Annotated in this window: 13 protein-coding genes; 3 read left to right on the forward strand and 10 right to left on the reverse strand. The window is 74.1% G+C overall.

Annotated elements, in window-relative coordinates:
* Positions 1–102 precede the first annotated feature (102 nt).
* From I5Q34_RS17275 to I5Q34_RS17285, 3 genes are all read right to left on the reverse strand, one after another.
* Positions 103–1,716: a transporter gene (locus tag I5Q34_RS17275; RefSeq protein ID WP_199893185.1), complete on the reverse strand. Its 1,614-nt coding sequence runs from the start codon at positions 1,714–1,716 to the stop codon at positions 103–105.
* Positions 1,713–2,501 carry an ABC transporter ATP-binding protein gene (locus I5Q34_RS17280; RefSeq protein WP_199893186.1) on the reverse strand — a complete coding sequence of 263 codons (789 nt, stop codon included), beginning with the start codon at positions 2,499–2,501 and terminating at the stop codon, positions 1,713–1,715. Before I5Q34_RS17280 ends, I5Q34_RS17275 begins: the two co-directional genes overlap by 4 nt.
* Before the next feature lie 150 nt (positions 2,502–2,651).
* On the reverse strand, positions 2,652–3,326 hold the full coding sequence (locus tag I5Q34_RS17285) for a bifunctional DNA primase/polymerase (RefSeq protein ID WP_199893187.1): 675 nt from the start codon (positions 3,324–3,326) through the stop codon (positions 2,652–2,654).
* 316 nt (positions 3,327–3,642) lie between these two features.
* Here I5Q34_RS17285 and I5Q34_RS17290 point away from each other — a divergent pair, with 316 nt between their 5' ends.
* Positions 3,643–5,031 carry a transcriptional regulator gene (locus I5Q34_RS17290; RefSeq protein ID WP_199893188.1) on the forward strand — a complete coding sequence of 463 codons (1,389 nt, stop codon included), beginning with the start codon at positions 3,643–3,645 and terminating at the stop codon, positions 5,029–5,031.
* A gap of 234 nt (positions 5,032–5,265) precedes the next feature.
* Here I5Q34_RS17290 and I5Q34_RS17295 read toward each other — a convergent pair whose 3' ends face one another.
* The 3 genes from I5Q34_RS17295 to I5Q34_RS17305 form a co-directional block, all read right to left on the reverse strand.
* Positions 5,266–6,807 carry an FAD-dependent monooxygenase gene (locus I5Q34_RS17295; RefSeq protein ID WP_199893189.1) on the reverse strand — a complete coding sequence of 514 codons (1,542 nt, stop codon included), beginning with the start codon at positions 6,805–6,807 and terminating at the stop codon, positions 5,266–5,268.
* 142 nt (positions 6,808–6,949) lie between these two features.
* Positions 6,950–7,828 carry an alpha/beta fold hydrolase gene (locus I5Q34_RS17300; protein ID WP_199893190.1) on the reverse strand — a complete coding sequence of 293 codons (879 nt, stop codon included), beginning with the start codon at positions 7,826–7,828 and terminating at the stop codon, positions 6,950–6,952.
* Positions 7,829–8,407: 579 nt separating this feature from the next.
* A complete protein-coding gene (locus I5Q34_RS17305) occupies positions 8,408–9,100 on the reverse strand; it encodes a metal-dependent transcriptional regulator (RefSeq protein WP_199893191.1) in 693 nt (230 codons plus the stop codon).
* A 221-nt stretch (positions 9,101–9,321) separates the two neighbouring features.
* On the opposite strand from I5Q34_RS17305, the gene I5Q34_RS17310 reads away from it, so the two are divergent.
* Positions 9,322–10,077 carry an SIS domain-containing protein gene (locus I5Q34_RS17310; protein WP_199893192.1) on the forward strand — a complete coding sequence of 252 codons (756 nt, stop codon included), beginning with the start codon at positions 9,322–9,324 and terminating at the stop codon, positions 10,075–10,077.
* Positions 10,078–10,169: 92 nt separating this feature from the next.
* Here the strand turns inward: I5Q34_RS17310 and I5Q34_RS17315 are convergent, their stop codons facing one another.
* On the reverse strand, positions 10,170–11,564 hold the full coding sequence (locus tag I5Q34_RS17315; RefSeq protein ID WP_277965525.1) for a PAS domain-containing protein: 1,395 nt from the start codon (positions 11,562–11,564) through the stop codon (positions 10,170–10,172).
* Positions 11,565–11,942: 378 nt separating this feature from the next.
* Positions 11,943–12,620, reverse strand: a complete 678-nt coding sequence (gene pdxH, locus I5Q34_RS17320; RefSeq protein ID WP_234429053.1) for a pyridoxamine 5'-phosphate oxidase — start codon at positions 12,618–12,620, stop codon at positions 11,943–11,945.
* A gap of 452 nt (positions 12,621–13,072) precedes the next feature.
* Between pdxH and I5Q34_RS17325 the strand changes: the two genes are divergently transcribed.
* Positions 13,073–14,167: a citrate synthase 2 gene (locus tag I5Q34_RS17325; protein WP_199893194.1), complete on the forward strand. Its 1,095-nt coding sequence runs from the start codon at positions 13,073–13,075 to the stop codon at positions 14,165–14,167.
* A 279-nt stretch (positions 14,168–14,446) separates the two neighbouring features.
* On the opposite strand, the gene I5Q34_RS17330 is transcribed toward I5Q34_RS17325, so the two are convergent.
* Positions 14,447–15,034, reverse strand: a complete 588-nt coding sequence (locus I5Q34_RS17330) for a TetR/AcrR family transcriptional regulator (RefSeq protein ID WP_199893195.1) — start codon at positions 15,032–15,034, stop codon at positions 14,447–14,449.
* Complete coding sequence (locus I5Q34_RS17335; RefSeq protein WP_199893196.1) at positions 15,022–15,726, reverse strand: enoyl-CoA hydratase family protein; 705 nt, start codon at positions 15,724–15,726, stop codon at positions 15,022–15,024. The genes I5Q34_RS17330 and I5Q34_RS17335 overlap by 13 nt, the downstream gene beginning before the upstream one ends.
* Position 15,727: the final 1 nt, after the last annotated feature.

Here is a 15,727-nt window from a genome sequence, read left to right on the forward strand (position 1 = left end):
CCGCCTCACTGCGCGGAGCGCGGTGCCGGTCCGGGGCGCAGCCCCGGAAGAAACGGTGAAAGGGCGGGGAGGGGCAAAACCCGGCACCCCGCCCCGGGGCCGCTACGCCCGGCTCGCCGCCGCCAACACCTCCAGCAAGCGCGGCGTCAACCGTCCCGCCGCCGCCCGCAGGCCCGTCCACGCGGCCAGCGCCCCGTACACGACCCCCAGCGGCAGCAGCACCCACGACAGGCCCCGCGCGTCCGCCGCGTGCAGCCAGATCGTCAGGGCGGCCAGGGGGGCGCAGACCGCCGCGCCGACCAGGACCCAGAGCATGCCCATCCAGGCGATGCCCGTCTGGCCGGGGGCGACGTTCTTGAACGCGTTGTCCTGGGGGACGGAGTACGGCAGCAGGACGGAGGCCAGCGCGCCCGTGCCGAGGAGGCCGCCCAGCAGGGCCAGGGCCAGGCCCAGCACCTCCGCGAAGTCGCGCCAGTCGCCTATGAGGAGCGCCAGGCCGGTGACCACCAGGGTCAGGTACGGCGCGGTGACGAGGACCAACGCCAGGGCGCGGCCCCACAGTTCGGAGAGGGCCTCGCGGCGGGAGCCGATCGTCTGGAGCACCATCCAGAACGCGGACCCGTCCTGCCCCAGCTGGTTGAACATCTGGCTGGTGATCATCGTGGCGGCGATGAACACGAAGTAGAGGCTGTGGTTGCCCTGGAGGACGTTGAAGAGCGGAATCGCCGCGCCGATGGCCAGGGTGGACCCCCAGGACATCTTGGTCTTGGGATCGCGCCAGGCGTACCGCAGCGAGCGCTGCGCGACCGTGCCCGCCCGCCCGGCGGGCAGCAGCCGGGACAGGCCGGTGCCCGAGGAGCGCTCCCGGTCCCGCGCCGGCTCCGCCGCGGCCAGCGTGGAGGAGTCCGGCGAGACCATCACCTTCGTCAGCGTCCGCTGCCACCAGTACACCAGGGCCGCCAGTACCCCTGCGGTCAGGGCGAGTTCGGCGGCGGCGAGGCCGTACTCGCCCTCGCCCGCGGCCCGGACGGCGTCCAGCGCGGAGCCGGGCGGGATCCAGCGGGCCACGTCCGCGACGGGCTCCAGCTTCGACAGGCCCGCGTCGGACAGCTTCTGCAGGGCGAAGTTGACGGCCTGGAGGCCGACGCCGATGATCACGCCGCTGAGCAGGGCCAGATCGCGGCCCTTGCGGCTGGACAGCAGCCGTATGTTGGCCGTCGCCACCGCCCGCGCCAGGGCCACGCACACCAGCAGCGCCAGCGGCACCGCGAGCACGGCGACGGCGAACGCCCCGGCGCCGTACGCCGTGGCGATCACCGATCCGACGAGGATCAGCACGGTGAACGCCGGGCCCATGCCGATCAGCGAACTGACCAGCAGGGCCATGGCCAGCGGCGCCGGCCGCAGGGGCAGCATCGCGAGCCGGGCCGGATTCATGGTCTCGTCGCCGGAGGGGTGGAACAGCGGGGCGACCGCCCAGCCCAGGGCCAGCAGCGCGGCCAGCGGCACGGTCAGCGCCGCCGCGTGCCCGGTGCCGCGCAGGGCCCACAGGCCGAGCAGCTGGAGCGCGCCGAAGAGGGCGGTGAGGACGAGGGAGACGATGTAGACGGCCTTGCGCTTGCTGGACTGGCGCAGGCCGTTGCGGAGCAGGGCCAGCTTCAGCCGGGCGAGGACCGGCGTCAGCGAGAGCAGGCCGGCGGACGGCGCGGCGCTCATCGGGCACCGCCCAGCCAGTCGAGGGTCTGGCCCTCCGACAGCCCCCGGGCACCGACGAGTTCGAGGAAGGCGTCCTGGAGCGTGGGGGCGTCCCCGCGGACCTCCGCGACCGGGCCGTGTGCCCGGATGCGGCCGCCGGCCAGTACGGCGACCCAGGAACAGAGCGACTCCACCAGCTCCATGACGTGGCTGGAGAAGACGACCGTGGCGCCGGAGGCGGTGTAGCGCTCCAGCACCCGGCGGATGGTCTGGGCCGAGACCGGGTCCACTCCCTCGAACGGCTCGTCCAGGAAGAGGACTTCGGGGTTGTGCAGCAGCGCGGCGGCCAGGCCGATCTTCTTGCGCATGCCGGTGGAGTAGTCGACGACGAGCTTGTGCTGGGCGCCCGTGAGGTCGAGGACGTCGAGGAGCTGGGTGGCCCGCTGGTCCACCTCGTCGCCGGGCAGCCCCCGCAGCCGCCCGGTGTAGGCGAGGAGTTCGCGGCCGGAGAGCCGCTCGAACATCCGCAGGCCCTCGGGGAGGACGCCGATGACCGCCTTCGTGGCGGCCGGGTCGGCCCAGACGTCGTGCCCGGCGATCTCCACCCGCCCGGCGTCGGGCCGCAGCAGGCCGGTGACCATGGACAGCGTCGTGGTCTTGCCCGCCCCGTTGGGGCCGACGAGGCCGATGAACTGCCCCGCCGGTATCTCCAGATCGACGCCGGCGACGGCCACTTGCTCGCCGAACCGCTTCCACAGCCCTTCGATCCGCACGGCCGCGGATGTGGTCCCCTGTCCCACTGCCATCCCTCGTTCCTGTGGTGCCCAAGGGGCGGCAGGCCCCGCCCCCGGAACCAGCCTAGGTTCGGGCGGGGGCGGGCACAGGTGACAAACGTCAGGGATTCGACGGGACGTCCGCACGGAGGGATTCCCGCGGGGATTCCGCGGGGGAACGCCCTACCGCGCGCGGGTGTCCGCGGCCCGTCCGCCGCACGCGTAGGCGAGGGCGCTGACGAGCTCCTCCGCGTCGGGCAGCCAGCGGTTGGCGGCGGTGGGCTGGCGCGCCCACTGGACGGCCCCGCGGTTGCCCACCCGGCTCGGCGGGGCCACCACGTAGTCGCCCTCGCCGCGGGCGATCAGGTCCAGCGAGGACGGCCGCCAGCCCAGCTTGCGGGCGGCGTCGGCGACCTTGAGCGCGCCGCCGGGCAGCACGAAGAAGAGCATCCGCCGGAACGGGGTGGAGGTGATCGGCCCCAGCTCGATGCCCATCCGCTCCATACGGGCCAGCGCCAGGCAGCCGGCGGACTCCGAGACGTCCAGCGCGTCGAACGTGCGGCCCGTCGGCAGCAGGACCGAGGCGGCCGGGTGTTTCGCCCACATCCGGCGCGCGCCGACCGCGCTGCCGGTGGCTTGCTCGGCCCAGTCCGGACGGCCCGGATGGGCGCCCGGGGCGGGGCAGTCGAGCTTGCCGCACGAGCAGCGCTCCCGGCCCTCCACGGCCTCCAGCCAGGCGCCTGCGTAAACGTCCCAGTGCCGCTCCTCCGCGTACCGCACCGCGGCGTCGAGCACGCGCTCACCGCGTTGTTGGGGAATGCGCGGGGTCCCTACTCCGATCGTCTCTTCCACGTTCATCACAACTCCCGTTGTCACCAAGGGTTACGGGGCGGACACGGGCCCGCCGTCCCCGTCGGTGAACAGCACACGGGGCGCACGGATGCATGTGCGGGGGCGCAGGGGCGGCTTCGCCCCGGCGAAGGGGTAGCCACCTGCGGGCAGAAGCAGGGCACGGCCGGTGCATTCACGACCGCTCTGGCATCAATACGGGAAAGTCCCGCATTCTCAGGACATCAGGGGGGAAAGATCACAGAGGAAGGCGCTCTCAGCCGGCTCAGCTTCTCCGCACTTCGCGATGGACTTCGCGAACGCATAGCAGTCTCAGGGGGTACAGATGGCCGCACGGCCACTCGTCGCGCGGCAGCCGAACGAACGGCTGCAGGCGCTCATCCAGGAAGCCGGCTGCTCCAATGCCGGACTGGCACGCCGCGTCAACATGTGCGGCGCCGAGCACGGTCTCGATCTCCGTTACGACAAGACATCCGTCGCCCGCTGGCTGCGCGGCCAGCAGCCGCGCGGACGTGCCCCGGCCGTCATCGCCGAGGCGCTCGGCCGCAAGCTCGGCCGGACCGTCACCATCGACGAAATCGGCATGGCCAACGGCAAGAACCTCGCCTCCGGCGTGGGCCTGCAGTTCTCCCCGACCGTCATGGGGGCGATCGAGCAGGTCTGCGAGCTGTGGCGCAGTGACGTCGGCCGCCGGGACTTCCTCAGCGGCACCTCGGTCGCCTCGTCCGCGCTGGTCGAGCCCAGCCGCGACTGGCTGATCACCGGGGCCGACCCGCAGGTCGCGCGGAGCGCGGGCGCCCGCGTCGGGGTCTCCGACGTCGAGGCCGTCCGGTCCACGACGGAGGCGCTCGTCGAGCTCGACCACCGGTACGGGAGCGGGCACGTGCGGCCCGTCGTCGTGCACTACCTCAACAGCGTCGTCTCCGGGCTGCTCGCCGGTTCGTACCGCGAGGCGGTCGGGCGGGAGCTGTTCGCGGCGGTGGCGCGGCTGACGGAGCTCGCCGGCTACATGGCCGTCGACACCGGGCAGCCCGGGCTCGCCCAGCGGTACTACATCCAGGCGCTGCGGCTCGCCCAGGCCGCGGGCGACCGCGGGTACGGCGGGTACGTCCTCGCCGCCAGCATGAGCCACCTCGCCGCCTCCCTCGGCAACCCGCGCGAGATCGCACAGCTCGCGAAGGCGGCCCAGGAGGGGGCGCGGGGGCAGGTCACGCCGCGCGTCGAGGCGATGTTCCACGCCGCGGAGGCCCGCGGGCACGCGCTGCTGGGCGACGCCCGCTCGTGCCAGACGGTGGCGGCGAAGGCCGTCACCAAGCTCGAACAGGCCGACGGAGGAACGGATTCCGGCGACGACCCGTCGTGGATCCGCCACTTCGACCGGGCCTACCTGTCGGACGAACTGGCCCATTGCCACCGCGATCTGGGCCAGGCCGAGCCGGCGAGGCGCCATGCGGAGGACGCCCTCGCGCACCATCCGCAGGGCCGGGTGCGCCGCCGCGCCATCGGGCTGCTGGTGCTCGCCACCGCGCACGTGCAGCAGCGCGAGGTGGAGGAGGCGTGCGCGACGGGCACGCGGGCGCTGGAGCTGCTGGGGACGCTCCGCTCCAACCGGGGAGTGGAGTATCTGGAGGACTTCCAGCAGAGGTTGCAGCCCTATCGGGACGAGCCGTCGGTGCGGGATTTCGGGGTGAGGCTGGAGATGCAGGCGGCGTAGGAGGGTGCGGAGTGTTTGGCAGGGGCTGTTGCCTTCCGGCACTCCGTCCACCCGGGCCCCTGTGGATTCGCGCCCGCACTGGATGTCCAGCCCGGGCGCGCACTTCAGCTCGGGCGCGCACTGTCAGCCCGCCTGGGGCACCCCCTCCGGGGGAGATTGAGGACGAGCGGCGAAGCCGCGACACGGGGTCCGGGGCAGAGCCCCGAAGCGGGGGCCAGGGGGCGCAGCCCCCGGTCAACGCGGCGCAGCCGCGTTGTGGGCCCAGGGCGCAGCTCCGGAAGAAACGGTGAAATGGGGGTGCCCCCTCTGGGGGCAGGGCTGGGGCGTTACTCCCCCCACCCACCCCACCGGCACCTCCTCCGCCTCCCCCACGTACCCGTCCGGCCGCACCAGCAGCATCGTCCGCGCCGCGTCCGCCCGGACGGCGGTGACAACGGCGCGGGCGTCCGGCGGCGGCGCCCAGCGCGCGGCGTCCACCCCCCGCGGCACCACCCGCACGAACGCCCCCGCCCGCAACGCCTCGTACAGCCGCACCGGCCGCCCGGGGCCCTCCTCCGCCAGCGGGAGGTCGGGGGCCCGGCGTCCCACCAGTGGATGCGAACCCGGCGGCGCGGGGTACGCGATCCCGAGCCCGGAGACCGTCATCGCCACCCGGTCCACCACGAACGGCGCGAACGGCGCGAACCGCAGCGCCGCGGCCGCCGTCCTCCGCACCCCGCGCAGCACGGGCGAGTCGGCCAGCACGGCCCGCAGGATCGCCCCGCTGGCCCGGAGCACCTGCTCGCCCGCCGGGTGCCGCTCGGCGTGGTAGCTGTCCAGCAGTTCGTCGCCGGCCCCGCCCCGCACCACCGCCGCCAGCTTCCAGCCCAGGTTCGCCGCGTCCTGGAGTCCGGCGTTCATCCCCAGCCCGCCCGCCGGCGAGTGGACGTGGGCCGCGTCCCCGGCGAGCAGGACCCGGCCGTCCCGATAGGCCGGCACCTGCCGCTCGTCGCTGTGGAAGCGCGAGGTCCACCGCACGTCCCGGATGCCGAAGTCGGTGCCGAAGAGGGCGCGGGTGACGTCCTTCAATTCCTCGACGTCCACCGGGGCGTCGGCCGGCAACGCCGTCCCCCGGCGCCAGGCGATGACGCGGAACCAGCCGTCCCCGAACGGGACGACGAACGAGAACCCCGCAGGCCCGCCCCGGAACGCCGGCACCTCCCCCGGCGAGGCGTCGAGCCGGACGTCCGCGAGCATCACGGAGTCCAGCACGGCCCGCCCCGGGAACGGCATCCCGATCGCCTGCCGCACGGTGCTGCGCACCCCGTCCGCGCCGACGACGTACCGGGCGCGCAGAGCGGGCTCCCCCTCGACGTCCACCGCGACGCCGTCCGCGTCCTGCCGCAGCCCGGCGCACCGCGCGCCGCGCCGCAGTTCGGCCCCGGCCGCGACGGCGCGCTCCTCCAGGAGCCCCTCGACGTGGTACTGCGGGGTCATCAGGACGCCCGGGAACCTCGTCGGCAGCCGGCCGAGGTCGATCACGGTCCGGCCGAAGAGGCGGAACTCCTTGACGAAGCAGCCGGTGGAGAGCAGCCGTTCGGCCAGGCCGCGGGCGTCGAGCGCCTCCAGGGTGCGGGCGTGGACCGCGAAGGCCCGGGTGAGGTTGGACTCCCGGGAGCGCCGTTCCAGCAGGACCGTGCGGGCCCCGGCGGCGGCCAGGTCGCCGGCCAGGAGCAGGCCGGTGGGACCGGCCCCGACGACGATCACATCGGGGGTGGGGAAAGTGGCGGCGGACATGGCGGCCTCCCGTGGCTCGATTCCGACGACCGGCCTACCACCAGTGCACACCCGCCCGGACAGAGATGTCAACGAGCGTTGAATTAATTCCCCGCGCCTGCCGGAGGGGCGTCCGCGCGCCCCCTCCGGCAGGCGGCAGCCGTCACACCGGCACCGCGTCCCTCAGGAACGGCTCGGCCACCCTCCGCCACGCCCCGGGCTGGTCGTAGTGGAGGAAGTGCCCCGCGTCCGCCACCTCCGCGTACCGGCCGCGGGGCAGGACGCGGACCATCTCCTGCGCCTCCGCGCGGCCCAGCTCGCCGTCCAGCCCCCGGACGACCAGGGTCGGGCACTCGACCAGGGCCAGCTCCTCCCAGTGCGCGTCGTGCGCGTACGCCTCGCGGACCAGCAGCATCTGGCGGCGGAAGAACAGCGGCCGCCAGCCGTCCGCGCGCTCGGCCATCACCTCCGCGTAGAAGTCGCCGCGGGCCGGGGCCGGGCGCTCCAGCGTGGGGTCCTCCTGGCCGAACCACCGGCGCACGTCGGCCAGCGTGGCGAACGGGACGGGCCAGGACTTGAACCACTCGCCCCACCGGCGCTGCGTCGCCGCGCCCAGCGCCGACGCCCGCATGTCGCAGATCACCAGCGCCCGGACCAGGTCGGGCCGGCGGGCCGCCAGCCGCCAGGCCGTCAGGGCGCCCATGGCGTGGCCGATGAGCGTGACCGGCGCCAGGCCCAGCCGCTCGACCACGACCTCCGCGTCCGCCACGTACGCGTCCAGGTCGTAGGGGCCGCCGACCGGCTTCTCGCTGCGGCCGTGGCCCCGCTGGTCGAGCGCCACCGTGCGGTACCGCGTGGAGAGCCAGCGGGCGGCCTCCGCCCAGTGCGCGGCGCGGCCCATCAGCCCGTGCAGCAACAGGACCCCGCCAAGGTCGCCGTCCCGGACCCGGACGGGCGGGACGGCGGCTTCCGGCGGGTCGGCGAACTCCCAGGCGGCGAGCCGCACTCCACCGCTCCCGTTGACATCGATACGCCGCGCCATCACTCCTGACACCCCCACTTCACCCCCGGACAGCTCCACCTTATGGAACCCCCTTTCGAATGGGTCGGCCGTCGCACGCAACACCCCTCGTTCGAGTGACGGGAGCCGAGGATTGACCGTCGTCGCCAAGGGGAGAAATCGACTCGGGCGCGGACCGCTCGGGGAAGAAGGTCCGCGAGGCGCACCCTGGGAGCTCGGGGCCCCGGGTCGCCGAGGGGGGAATACGGGGAGGCGGGGCCCCGGCCGTCCGCGAGGGCGCCGGGGCCCTTGTCACGGGCTCCGCCCCCGACCGTGCCCACCGCGATACCCACCGCGTCGTCCATCGCGACGTCCACCGCGACCGGTGTCCCATCGAGGACCCCCTCCCAGGTCGTGCGGCGCGGGCGCATATGCCACGACGCCAGCGTGACACGCCTCGGGGGCGTATGTACGCGTTCCGTCGACTTCCGCCGACTACGGCCGGAGAGGGGGCAGTTGACCGTGCGAGGGGCGGACGGGGGCGTCCGCCCGGCGGCACGGCATGACCAACCCGCCCGCGAGCCACGGGCGTTGGGGAGGAAAACGGCGCCCGGCGCCCGCTCAGCGCTTGGCGACGAAGACGTGCGAGGCGACCTCCGCGGCCAGCTCGGCGGACTCGCCGCTGCTGCCCACCATCACCCCACCGGGCGACTCCGTCACGCTGACCACGGCGCCCGGCTGCACTCCCACGCGGCGCAGGGTGTGCATCAGCTGGGCGTCGCTCTGGATCGGCTCGCCGATCCGGCGCACGACCACCGTCTTGCCCTCGGCGCCGGGGACCAGCTCCGAGAGGCTGACCATGTTGTCGTTGAGGTACGGGTCGGCCTCGGACTTCTCGCCCAGCTCCTCCAGGCCCGGGATCGGGTTGCCGTACGGCGACTCCGTCGGGTGGCGCAGGAGCTCCAGGACGCGGCGCTCCACGGCCTCGCTCATCACGTGCTCCCAGCGGCAGGCCTCCTCGTGGACCTGCTCCCACTCCAGGCCGATCACGTCGACGAGCAGACACTCGGCCAGGCGGTGCTTGCGCATCACCCGGGTGGCCAGGCGGCGGCCCTCGTCGGTGAGCTCCAGGTGGCGGTCGCCGGCGACCGTCACCAGCCCGTCGCGCTCCATGCGGGCCACCGTCTGGCTCACCGTGGGGCCGCTCTGGTCGAGCCGCTCGGCGATGCGGGCGCGCATGGGGACCACACCTTCCTCCTCCAGCTCCAGGATGGTGCGGAGATACATCTCCGTGGTGTCGATCAGTCCGGACATGCGTGCCCCTCGGATAAGTAGTGCGCTGGCCCTGGACCCAATTCTGACGCATACCGCCGACAAGGGGGGCGCGTGCCGTCCGGGCACGACCCGCCGCGGCTCCCCGGCGCGCGCCCTTCCGTATTGACAGCGCGCAGGTCAACCGCGCAACGTGAGCCGCGCCACCGCGGCGCCGACGACGACGCCGCCGACCCCGGGACGATGCTGAGGAGCCCTTTGCGATGAGCGGGAACAAGCTGGCCGGCCAGTTCTTCGACGCCGCGATCGGGCTGCTGGGGCGGGTGCGCGACGAGGAGGCGGAGCACATCGCCGCCGCCGGGGCGATGCTCGCCGACACCGTCGCGGCGGGCGGCCGGCTCTTCGTCTTCGGCGCGGGCCACTCGTCGCTGCCCGCGCAGGACGTCGTCTACCGGGCGGGCGGGCTCGCGCTGATGAACCTCCTCGCCGTGCCGGGGACGGTGGGCGTGGACATCACGCCCGCCACGCTCGGCAGCGCGCTGGAGCGCGTCGACGGGCTCGCGGGCGCCGTCCTCGACACGAGCCCCGTCCAGGCCGGCGACGTCCTGATCGTCGTCTCCCTGTCCGGGCGGAACTCGCTGCCCGTCGAGATGGCGCTCAACGCGCGGGCGCTCGGGCTCAAGGTCGTCGGCGTCACGTCGCTGGCGTACGCGGAGCGGACGAAGTCGCGGCACGTGTCGGGGACGTTCCTCAAGGACCACTGCGACGTCGTCATCGACAGCAAGGTCGGGATCGGTGACGCGGAGCTGACGGCCGAGGGCGTGGCGGCGCCGTTCGCGCCCGCGTCCACGGTGGTCACGAGCGCCGTGATGCAGGCGGTCGTCGCGTCCGCGGCCGGGGAGCTGGCCGAGCGGGGGATCGAGCCGCCGATGCTGCGGTCGGGGAACGTGGACGGCGGGCACGAGTGGAACGGGCGGGTGCTGCGGGAGTACGGGGAACGGATCTTCTTCCGGCACTAGGGGTGCCAGGGGGCGAACTCTCCCCGCCCCGCCCTTTCACCGTTTCCGCAGCAGCACGCTGCGCGCTCCCCCGGAGGGGGCACCCCCAGTCCTCAAACTCCCCCGGAGGGGGCACCCCCGGACGGGCTGATGGTGCCCGCCAGGTCGATCGACGCCGCCACCCGTGTCGCGATGTCCTCCGCGTACGTCGCGTCCGCCCGGTCGAACGGGCGGCGCGACGGGCCGCGGAGGAACGTCACCACCCCCACCGTCCGCCCCCGCGAGCGCAGCGCCGTCGCGAGCGCGTGCTGCGTCCCCGCGGGCCACTTCCGCGCCGGCGCCCAGTCCCGCGAGCGGTCCGAGACCGCCCGCACCGAGCCGCAGCGCTCGACCGCCTGGACCGCCGGGTGGCCTTCCACGTACGGCACGGGAATGCCGCTGCCGGCCACGGCCGTGCCCGGTCCGGAGGCGCCCGTCGGCGTCGCCGCCGCCCGCAGCAGGCGGACCGGCCGCCGGGGGACGGACTCGGGCTCGGGCAGCAGGTCGATCAGCGCGTGGTCCGCGAAGCCTGCCAGGGTGAAGTCCATGTAGAGGGCCGCCGCCTCCATCGGGTCCTCGCACTCGGCCACCGCGCGCCCCGCCCGGTGCAGCTGACTGCCCCGGAACCGCAGCCGGGCGCTCTCCTGCTCGGTCAGCCGCGCCTTGGTCACGTCCAGGAACAGCCATGCCACGCCCAGTGGGACGGGCTCCTCCACCAGCGGCGTGGACAGCCGGAGGAAGCCGCTGCGCCAGCAGCGCCGCTCCCCCGCGCCGCCGTCCTCGCCCGCGCCCTTCACCGACACCCACAGCTCCGTCGGCGCCGGCGGCGGACCCGAGGCCAGGACGTGCTGGAGGGCACTCTCCACGTCGTCCAGGCCCTGTTCGAGCAGGTCGCCCAGCGGGCGGCCGAGCAGCGCGGAACGGCTGGTGCGCAGCGCCCGGGCGGCGTGCGCGTTGGCGAGGGCCGGGCGCAGGTCCGCGTCGACCAGGACGACGCCCCAGGACGCGTCGCCGAACAGCGCCTCGCTCAGCGCCACCGACCGCTCCAGGTCGATCTGCGTGTGCACCTCGCTGAACGCGCAGTAGACCCCCGCCGGACTGCCGTCCGCGCCGGGCACGGCCGACGACTGGACCCGCACCAGGACCCGGCCGCCCTCCTTGGTCAGCAGCGCGAACTCGTCCACCTGGCGGCCCTGCGCCTGCATCGCGCCGAGCAGCCGGGCGGTGACCTCCGGCGCGTCCGCCTCGCGCACCGCCCAGCCGGCCAGGCCGGGCCGGCCGACGGCCTCCTCGGCGGTCCAGCCGAGGATCCGCTCGGCCTCCCGGTTCCAGTGGGTGACCGTGCCCTCGGCGTCGAACGCGCACAGTGCCGCGTCCATGCCGTCGAGCAGGGCCACGAGCAGGTCGTGGTCCTCGCCGTCGGCCGCAGCCTCGTGGCGGGCGGGACCGAAGTGGTGTGGAGCGGTCACGAGATACCCCCAGCTGGACGCGTCTGCATGTCCTGCACGACGGGTCATTCAACTCGACGCCGCCCCGCACCACACCGTCTTCGGCGAAATCGGTGCACCGGGAAATTCGGTTGTGGTGCCCGGAGGGGCTCCCTAGTGTGTGGGGCACACGAGAAGGGAGGTGATCGGACAGATGGTTTTCGTCCGGACGCGTGAGGTGACTGCGGGCTGACGCCCGCCGTCGCGCACAGCGCATCGGTGTCGACGGCGGTGCCGTCGGCCAAATCCCAGCAGTCACCCGGTCCGTGGGCCGCCGAGTCGTCCGCTCGGCACCCGGGCGTCCTCTCCGGCGCCCGGGTCACCGGCCCACGGACCGTCCGCACAAAGCCCTTTGGGGCGCTACGGGCAGAGGCGCTCCACCCGCCAGCCCTCCCCGGCCCGTACGTACCGCAGCCGGTCGTGCAGCCGGTTCTCCCGCCCCTGCCAGAACTCCACGCTCTCGGGCACCACCCGGATCCCGCCCCACTCCGTGGGCACCGGCACGTCCGTCCCCTCCGGGTAGCGCGCCGCCAGTCGCGCGTACGCCGCGTCGATCTCCGCGCGCGAGGCGACCACGGTCGACTGGGCGCTCGCCAGCGCCCCGACCTGCGAACCGTGCGGCCGGGAACGGAAGTACGCGGCCGTCTCCCCGGGCGCGATCCGCTCCGCCCGCCCCGCGACGATGATCTGACGAGCGATCGGATGCCAGGGGAAGAGCATCGACACGTACGGGTTCGAGGCGATCTCCAGGCCCTTGCGCGAACCGTAGTTGGTGAAGAAGACGAAGCCGCGTCCGTCGAACGCCTTGAGCAGTACGGTCCGTGAGCTGGGACGTCCCTCGGCGTCGGCCGTCGAGACCACCATCGCGTTGGGTTCGTCGAGCCCGCTCGCCGCCGCGTCGGCGAACCAGCGCGCGAACTGTTCGTACGGACCGGCGGCCAGGTCGTCCTCCGCCAGGCCCGCCGTGCGGTACTGGGCACGCATGCCGGAGGGGTCGAGCGGGCCGTCGGGATCTGCGACGTCGAAACCGTGGGACATCCGCTCATCTTGCAGCACGCCCGGCGCGTCCGCACCGCATCTCCCCGCCGCGAACCGATGATTGTGCCCCGTAACGCCCTCTCCCAACCTCTCCCCCGACCAAAAGCGACGTGTGCCGGACATCACCCTTCCCCGCAGGTGGCGAACCCGCCAAAATCGCCGGTCGTACGGAGTCGTACGGATGTGGGAGCACCGCACCACCGGATATCGTTTCCGGCCTGAAGGGCCGGGTGAACCGCCCCCGCACGGGGCATGACCGGGAAGACCGGCACGGATCGCGAGCCGCGCCACCGCGGCCGCGGAACCGTCCCGGCGAACCGTCCGGCCGGCAGGCCACCAGGGGCGCGTCGGGAGCAGCCCCGGCAGCACACAGCAGCAGACATCGCACGCACCGGCAGGGGACACCGGCACGGCCACCGTCGCTTGTCGAACACACCACGAGGAGCCGCCTGATGTCCGATTTCGTACCCGGACTCGAGGGAGTCGTCGCGTTCGAGACGGAGATCGCCGAACCCGACAAGGAGGGCGGCGCCCTCCGCTACCGGGGCGTCGACATCGAGGACTTGGTCGGCCACGTGTCCTTCGGGAACGTGTGGGGGCTGCTGGTCGACGGGTCCTTCAACCCCGGCCTGCCGCCCGCCGAGCCGTTCCCGATCCCCGTCCACTCCGGTGACATCCGCGTCGACGTGCAGTCCGCGCTCGCCATGCTCGCCCCCGTCTGGGGCCTGAAACCGCTCCTCGACATCGACGAGGCCACCGCGCGGGACAACCTCGCGCGGGCGGCCGTCATGGCCCTGTCCTACGTCGCGCAGTCCGCGCGCGGGCAGGGGCTGCCGATGGTGCCGCAGCGGGAGATCGACAAGGCGGAGACGGTCGTCGAGCGCTTCATGAAGCGGTGGCGGGGCGAGCCGGATCCGCGGCACGTCGCGGCGGTCGACGCGTACTGGACGTCCGCGGCCGAACACGGCATGAACGCCTCGACGTTCACGGCCCGCGTCATCGCGTCGACGGGCGCCGACGTCGCCGCCGCGCTGTCGGGCGCCGTCGGCGCCATGTCCGGCCCGCTGCACGGCGGTGCGCCGTCCCGCGTCCTCGGCATGATCGAGGAGATCGAACGGAGCGGGGACGCGTCGGCGTACGTGCGGCGGGCGCTGGACAACGGCGAGCGTCTGATGGGCTTCGGCCACCGGGTCTACCGCGCGGAGGACCCGCGGGCGCGGGTGCTGCGGCGCACGGCGAAGGAGCTGGGCGCGCCGCGCTTCGAGGTCGCGGAGGCGCTGGAGAAGGCGGCCCTGGAGGAGCTCCACAACCGGCGCCCGGACCGGGTGCTGGCGACGAACGTCGAGTTCTGGGCGGCGATCGTGCTGGACTTCGCGGAGGTGCCGGCGCACATGTTCACGTCGATGTTCACGTGTGCGCGGACGGCGGGGTGGAGTGCGCACATTCTTGAGCAGAGGCGGACGGGGCGGCTGGTGCGGCCGTCTGCTCGGTACGTGGGCCCTGGCCCTCGGGACCCGCGGGAGGTTCCCGGTTACACCGGGCGGTAGTTGGGGCGGGGGCCCTTGGATGTGCCCCGGTCCCGCCCTTTCACCGTTTCCCCCGGGGCTCCGCCCCTCGGCCGGCACCGCGCTCCGCGCGGTGAGCGGGGGCTCCGCCCCCTGCACCCCGCTTCGGGGCTCCGCCCCGGACCCCGTATCGCGGCTTCGCCGCTCGTCCTCAAGCGCCGGACGGGCTGGATTGGCGCGCCGATTCAGCCCGTCCGGCGTTTGAGGACAAACCGCGCGGAGCGCGGCGAGAAACGGTGAAAGGGCGGGTCCGGGGCACTCTCAAAGGCCCGCGCCCAGCGCCGCCTCCACGATGACCACCCACCGGTCCACGACCCGCTCCCGCCTCCTCCCGTCGTCCGTCAGCAGGGACGCCAGGCCCAGCCCCCTCGCCATGTCCAGCAGGCCCTGGACCGTTTCGCGGGCGCCGGGCACCCGCTCGTCCACCTCGAGCAGCTCGACCGCCCTGCGGTGCGCCTCCCGTCCGATGCGGGCCTCCAGTTCGACGACCCGGGACCGCAGCCCGGGCTCGGTCGACGCCGCGACCCACAGGTGCAGGGCCGCGCGGAAGAGCGGGCCCGTGTAGAGGTCCACGATCGCGCGGACCACCGGCCCCGCGCCCGCGCCCGCCAGCCCCCGCAACGCCACCGACTGCCGCTCCGCGACATGCTCCACCGCCGACGTGAACAAGTCCTCCCGCGTGGGGAAATGGTGCTGCAGCGCCCCCCGCGACACCCCCGCCCGCTCCGCCACCACCGACACCGTCGAGCCGGCCCACCCGTACTCCGCCAGGCACACCGCCGCCGCGTCCATCAGCCGTCGCCGCGTCGACGCGCCCCGGGCGAGCCGGGCGTCGGTCACCGCCGCCATGCCGCGATCCGCGAGCGCGCCTCCGCCGAGCCGAACAGCCGCCCCGACAGCGCCGCGAGCCGCTCCGCGTCCCGCGCGAACGCGGCCCGCACGGCCTGTGTGGCCAGCGCCTTCGACTCGGCCAGGCCCTGCGGCGAGGCCGCGCGCAGCCCCTCCAGCACCGACGGCAGCGCGTCCTCGGGCGCGGTCACCAGACCGATCCGCATGGCCTCCCCCGCGTCGAACACCTCCCCGGTCAGGTAGTACCGCGACACCGCCCGCGGATCGAGGCGCGGCAGCAGCGTCAGCGAGACGACGGCCGGCGCGACCCCGATCCTGGCCTCCGTGAAGGCGAACGAGGACGCCTCACCCGCCACCGCGACATCACAGGCCCCCACCAGCCCCGAACCACCCGCCCGCACATGCCCGTTGACCCGGGCCACGACCGGCTTCGGCAGCTCGACGACCGTCCGCAGCAGCCGCACGAGTTCGAGCGGTGCCATCGGCGGGTCCTCGGTGAGGTCCGCGCCCGAGCAGAACGCCGGACCCGTGTGGCCGAGGACGACGAACCGGACCGCCGGGTCCTCCCCCGCCTCCTCCAGCGCCCGGCGCAGCTCGCCGACGAGCCGTCCGGAGAGCGCGTTGCGGTTGGCCGGGGAGTCGAGGGTCAGGAGCACGGCTCCGTCGTCATGTGTGCGGCGGACGATCGTCACG

It is taken from the genome of Streptomyces sp. AV19, from assembly GCF_015999245.1.
Classification (GTDB): Bacteria; Actinomycetota; Actinomycetes; order Streptomycetales; family Streptomycetaceae; genus Streptomyces.

Coding starts and splice junctions, on each gene's coding strand:
- I5Q34_RS17310 (WP_199893192.1), top strand. CDS start 9,322: ATGAGCGGGAACAAGCTGGCCGGCCAGTTCTTCGACGCCGCGATCGGG.
- I5Q34_RS17330 (WP_199893195.1), bottom strand. CDS start 15,034: ATGGCGGCGGTGACCGACGCCCGGCTCGCCCGGGGCGCGTCGACGCGG.
- I5Q34_RS17285 (WP_199893187.1), bottom strand. CDS start 3,326: ATGAACGTGGAAGAGACGATCGGAGTAGGGACCCCGCGCATTCCCCAA.
- I5Q34_RS17305 (WP_199893191.1), bottom strand. CDS start 9,100: ATGTCCGGACTGATCGACACCACGGAGATGTATCTCCGCACCATCCTG.
- I5Q34_RS17325 (WP_199893194.1), top strand. CDS start 13,073: ATGTCCGATTTCGTACCCGGACTCGAGGGAGTCGTCGCGTTCGAGACG.
- I5Q34_RS17300 (WP_199893190.1), bottom strand. CDS start 7,828: ATGGCGCGGCGTATCGATGTCAACGGGAGCGGTGGAGTGCGGCTCGCC.
- I5Q34_RS17290 (WP_199893188.1), top strand. CDS start 3,643: ATGGCCGCACGGCCACTCGTCGCGCGGCAGCCGAACGAACGGCTGCAG.
- pdxH (WP_234429053.1), bottom strand. CDS start 12,620: ATGTCCCACGGTTTCGACGTCGCAGATCCCGACGGCCCGCTCGACCCC.
- I5Q34_RS17275 (WP_199893185.1), bottom strand. CDS start 1,716: ATGAGCGCCGCGCCGTCCGCCGGCCTGCTCTCGCTGACGCCGGTCCTC.
- I5Q34_RS17295 (WP_199893189.1), bottom strand. CDS start 6,807: ATGTCCGCCGCCACTTTCCCCACCCCCGATGTGATCGTCGTCGGGGCC.
- I5Q34_RS17280 (WP_199893186.1), bottom strand. CDS start 2,501: ATGGCAGTGGGACAGGGGACCACATCCGCGGCCGTGCGGATCGAAGGG.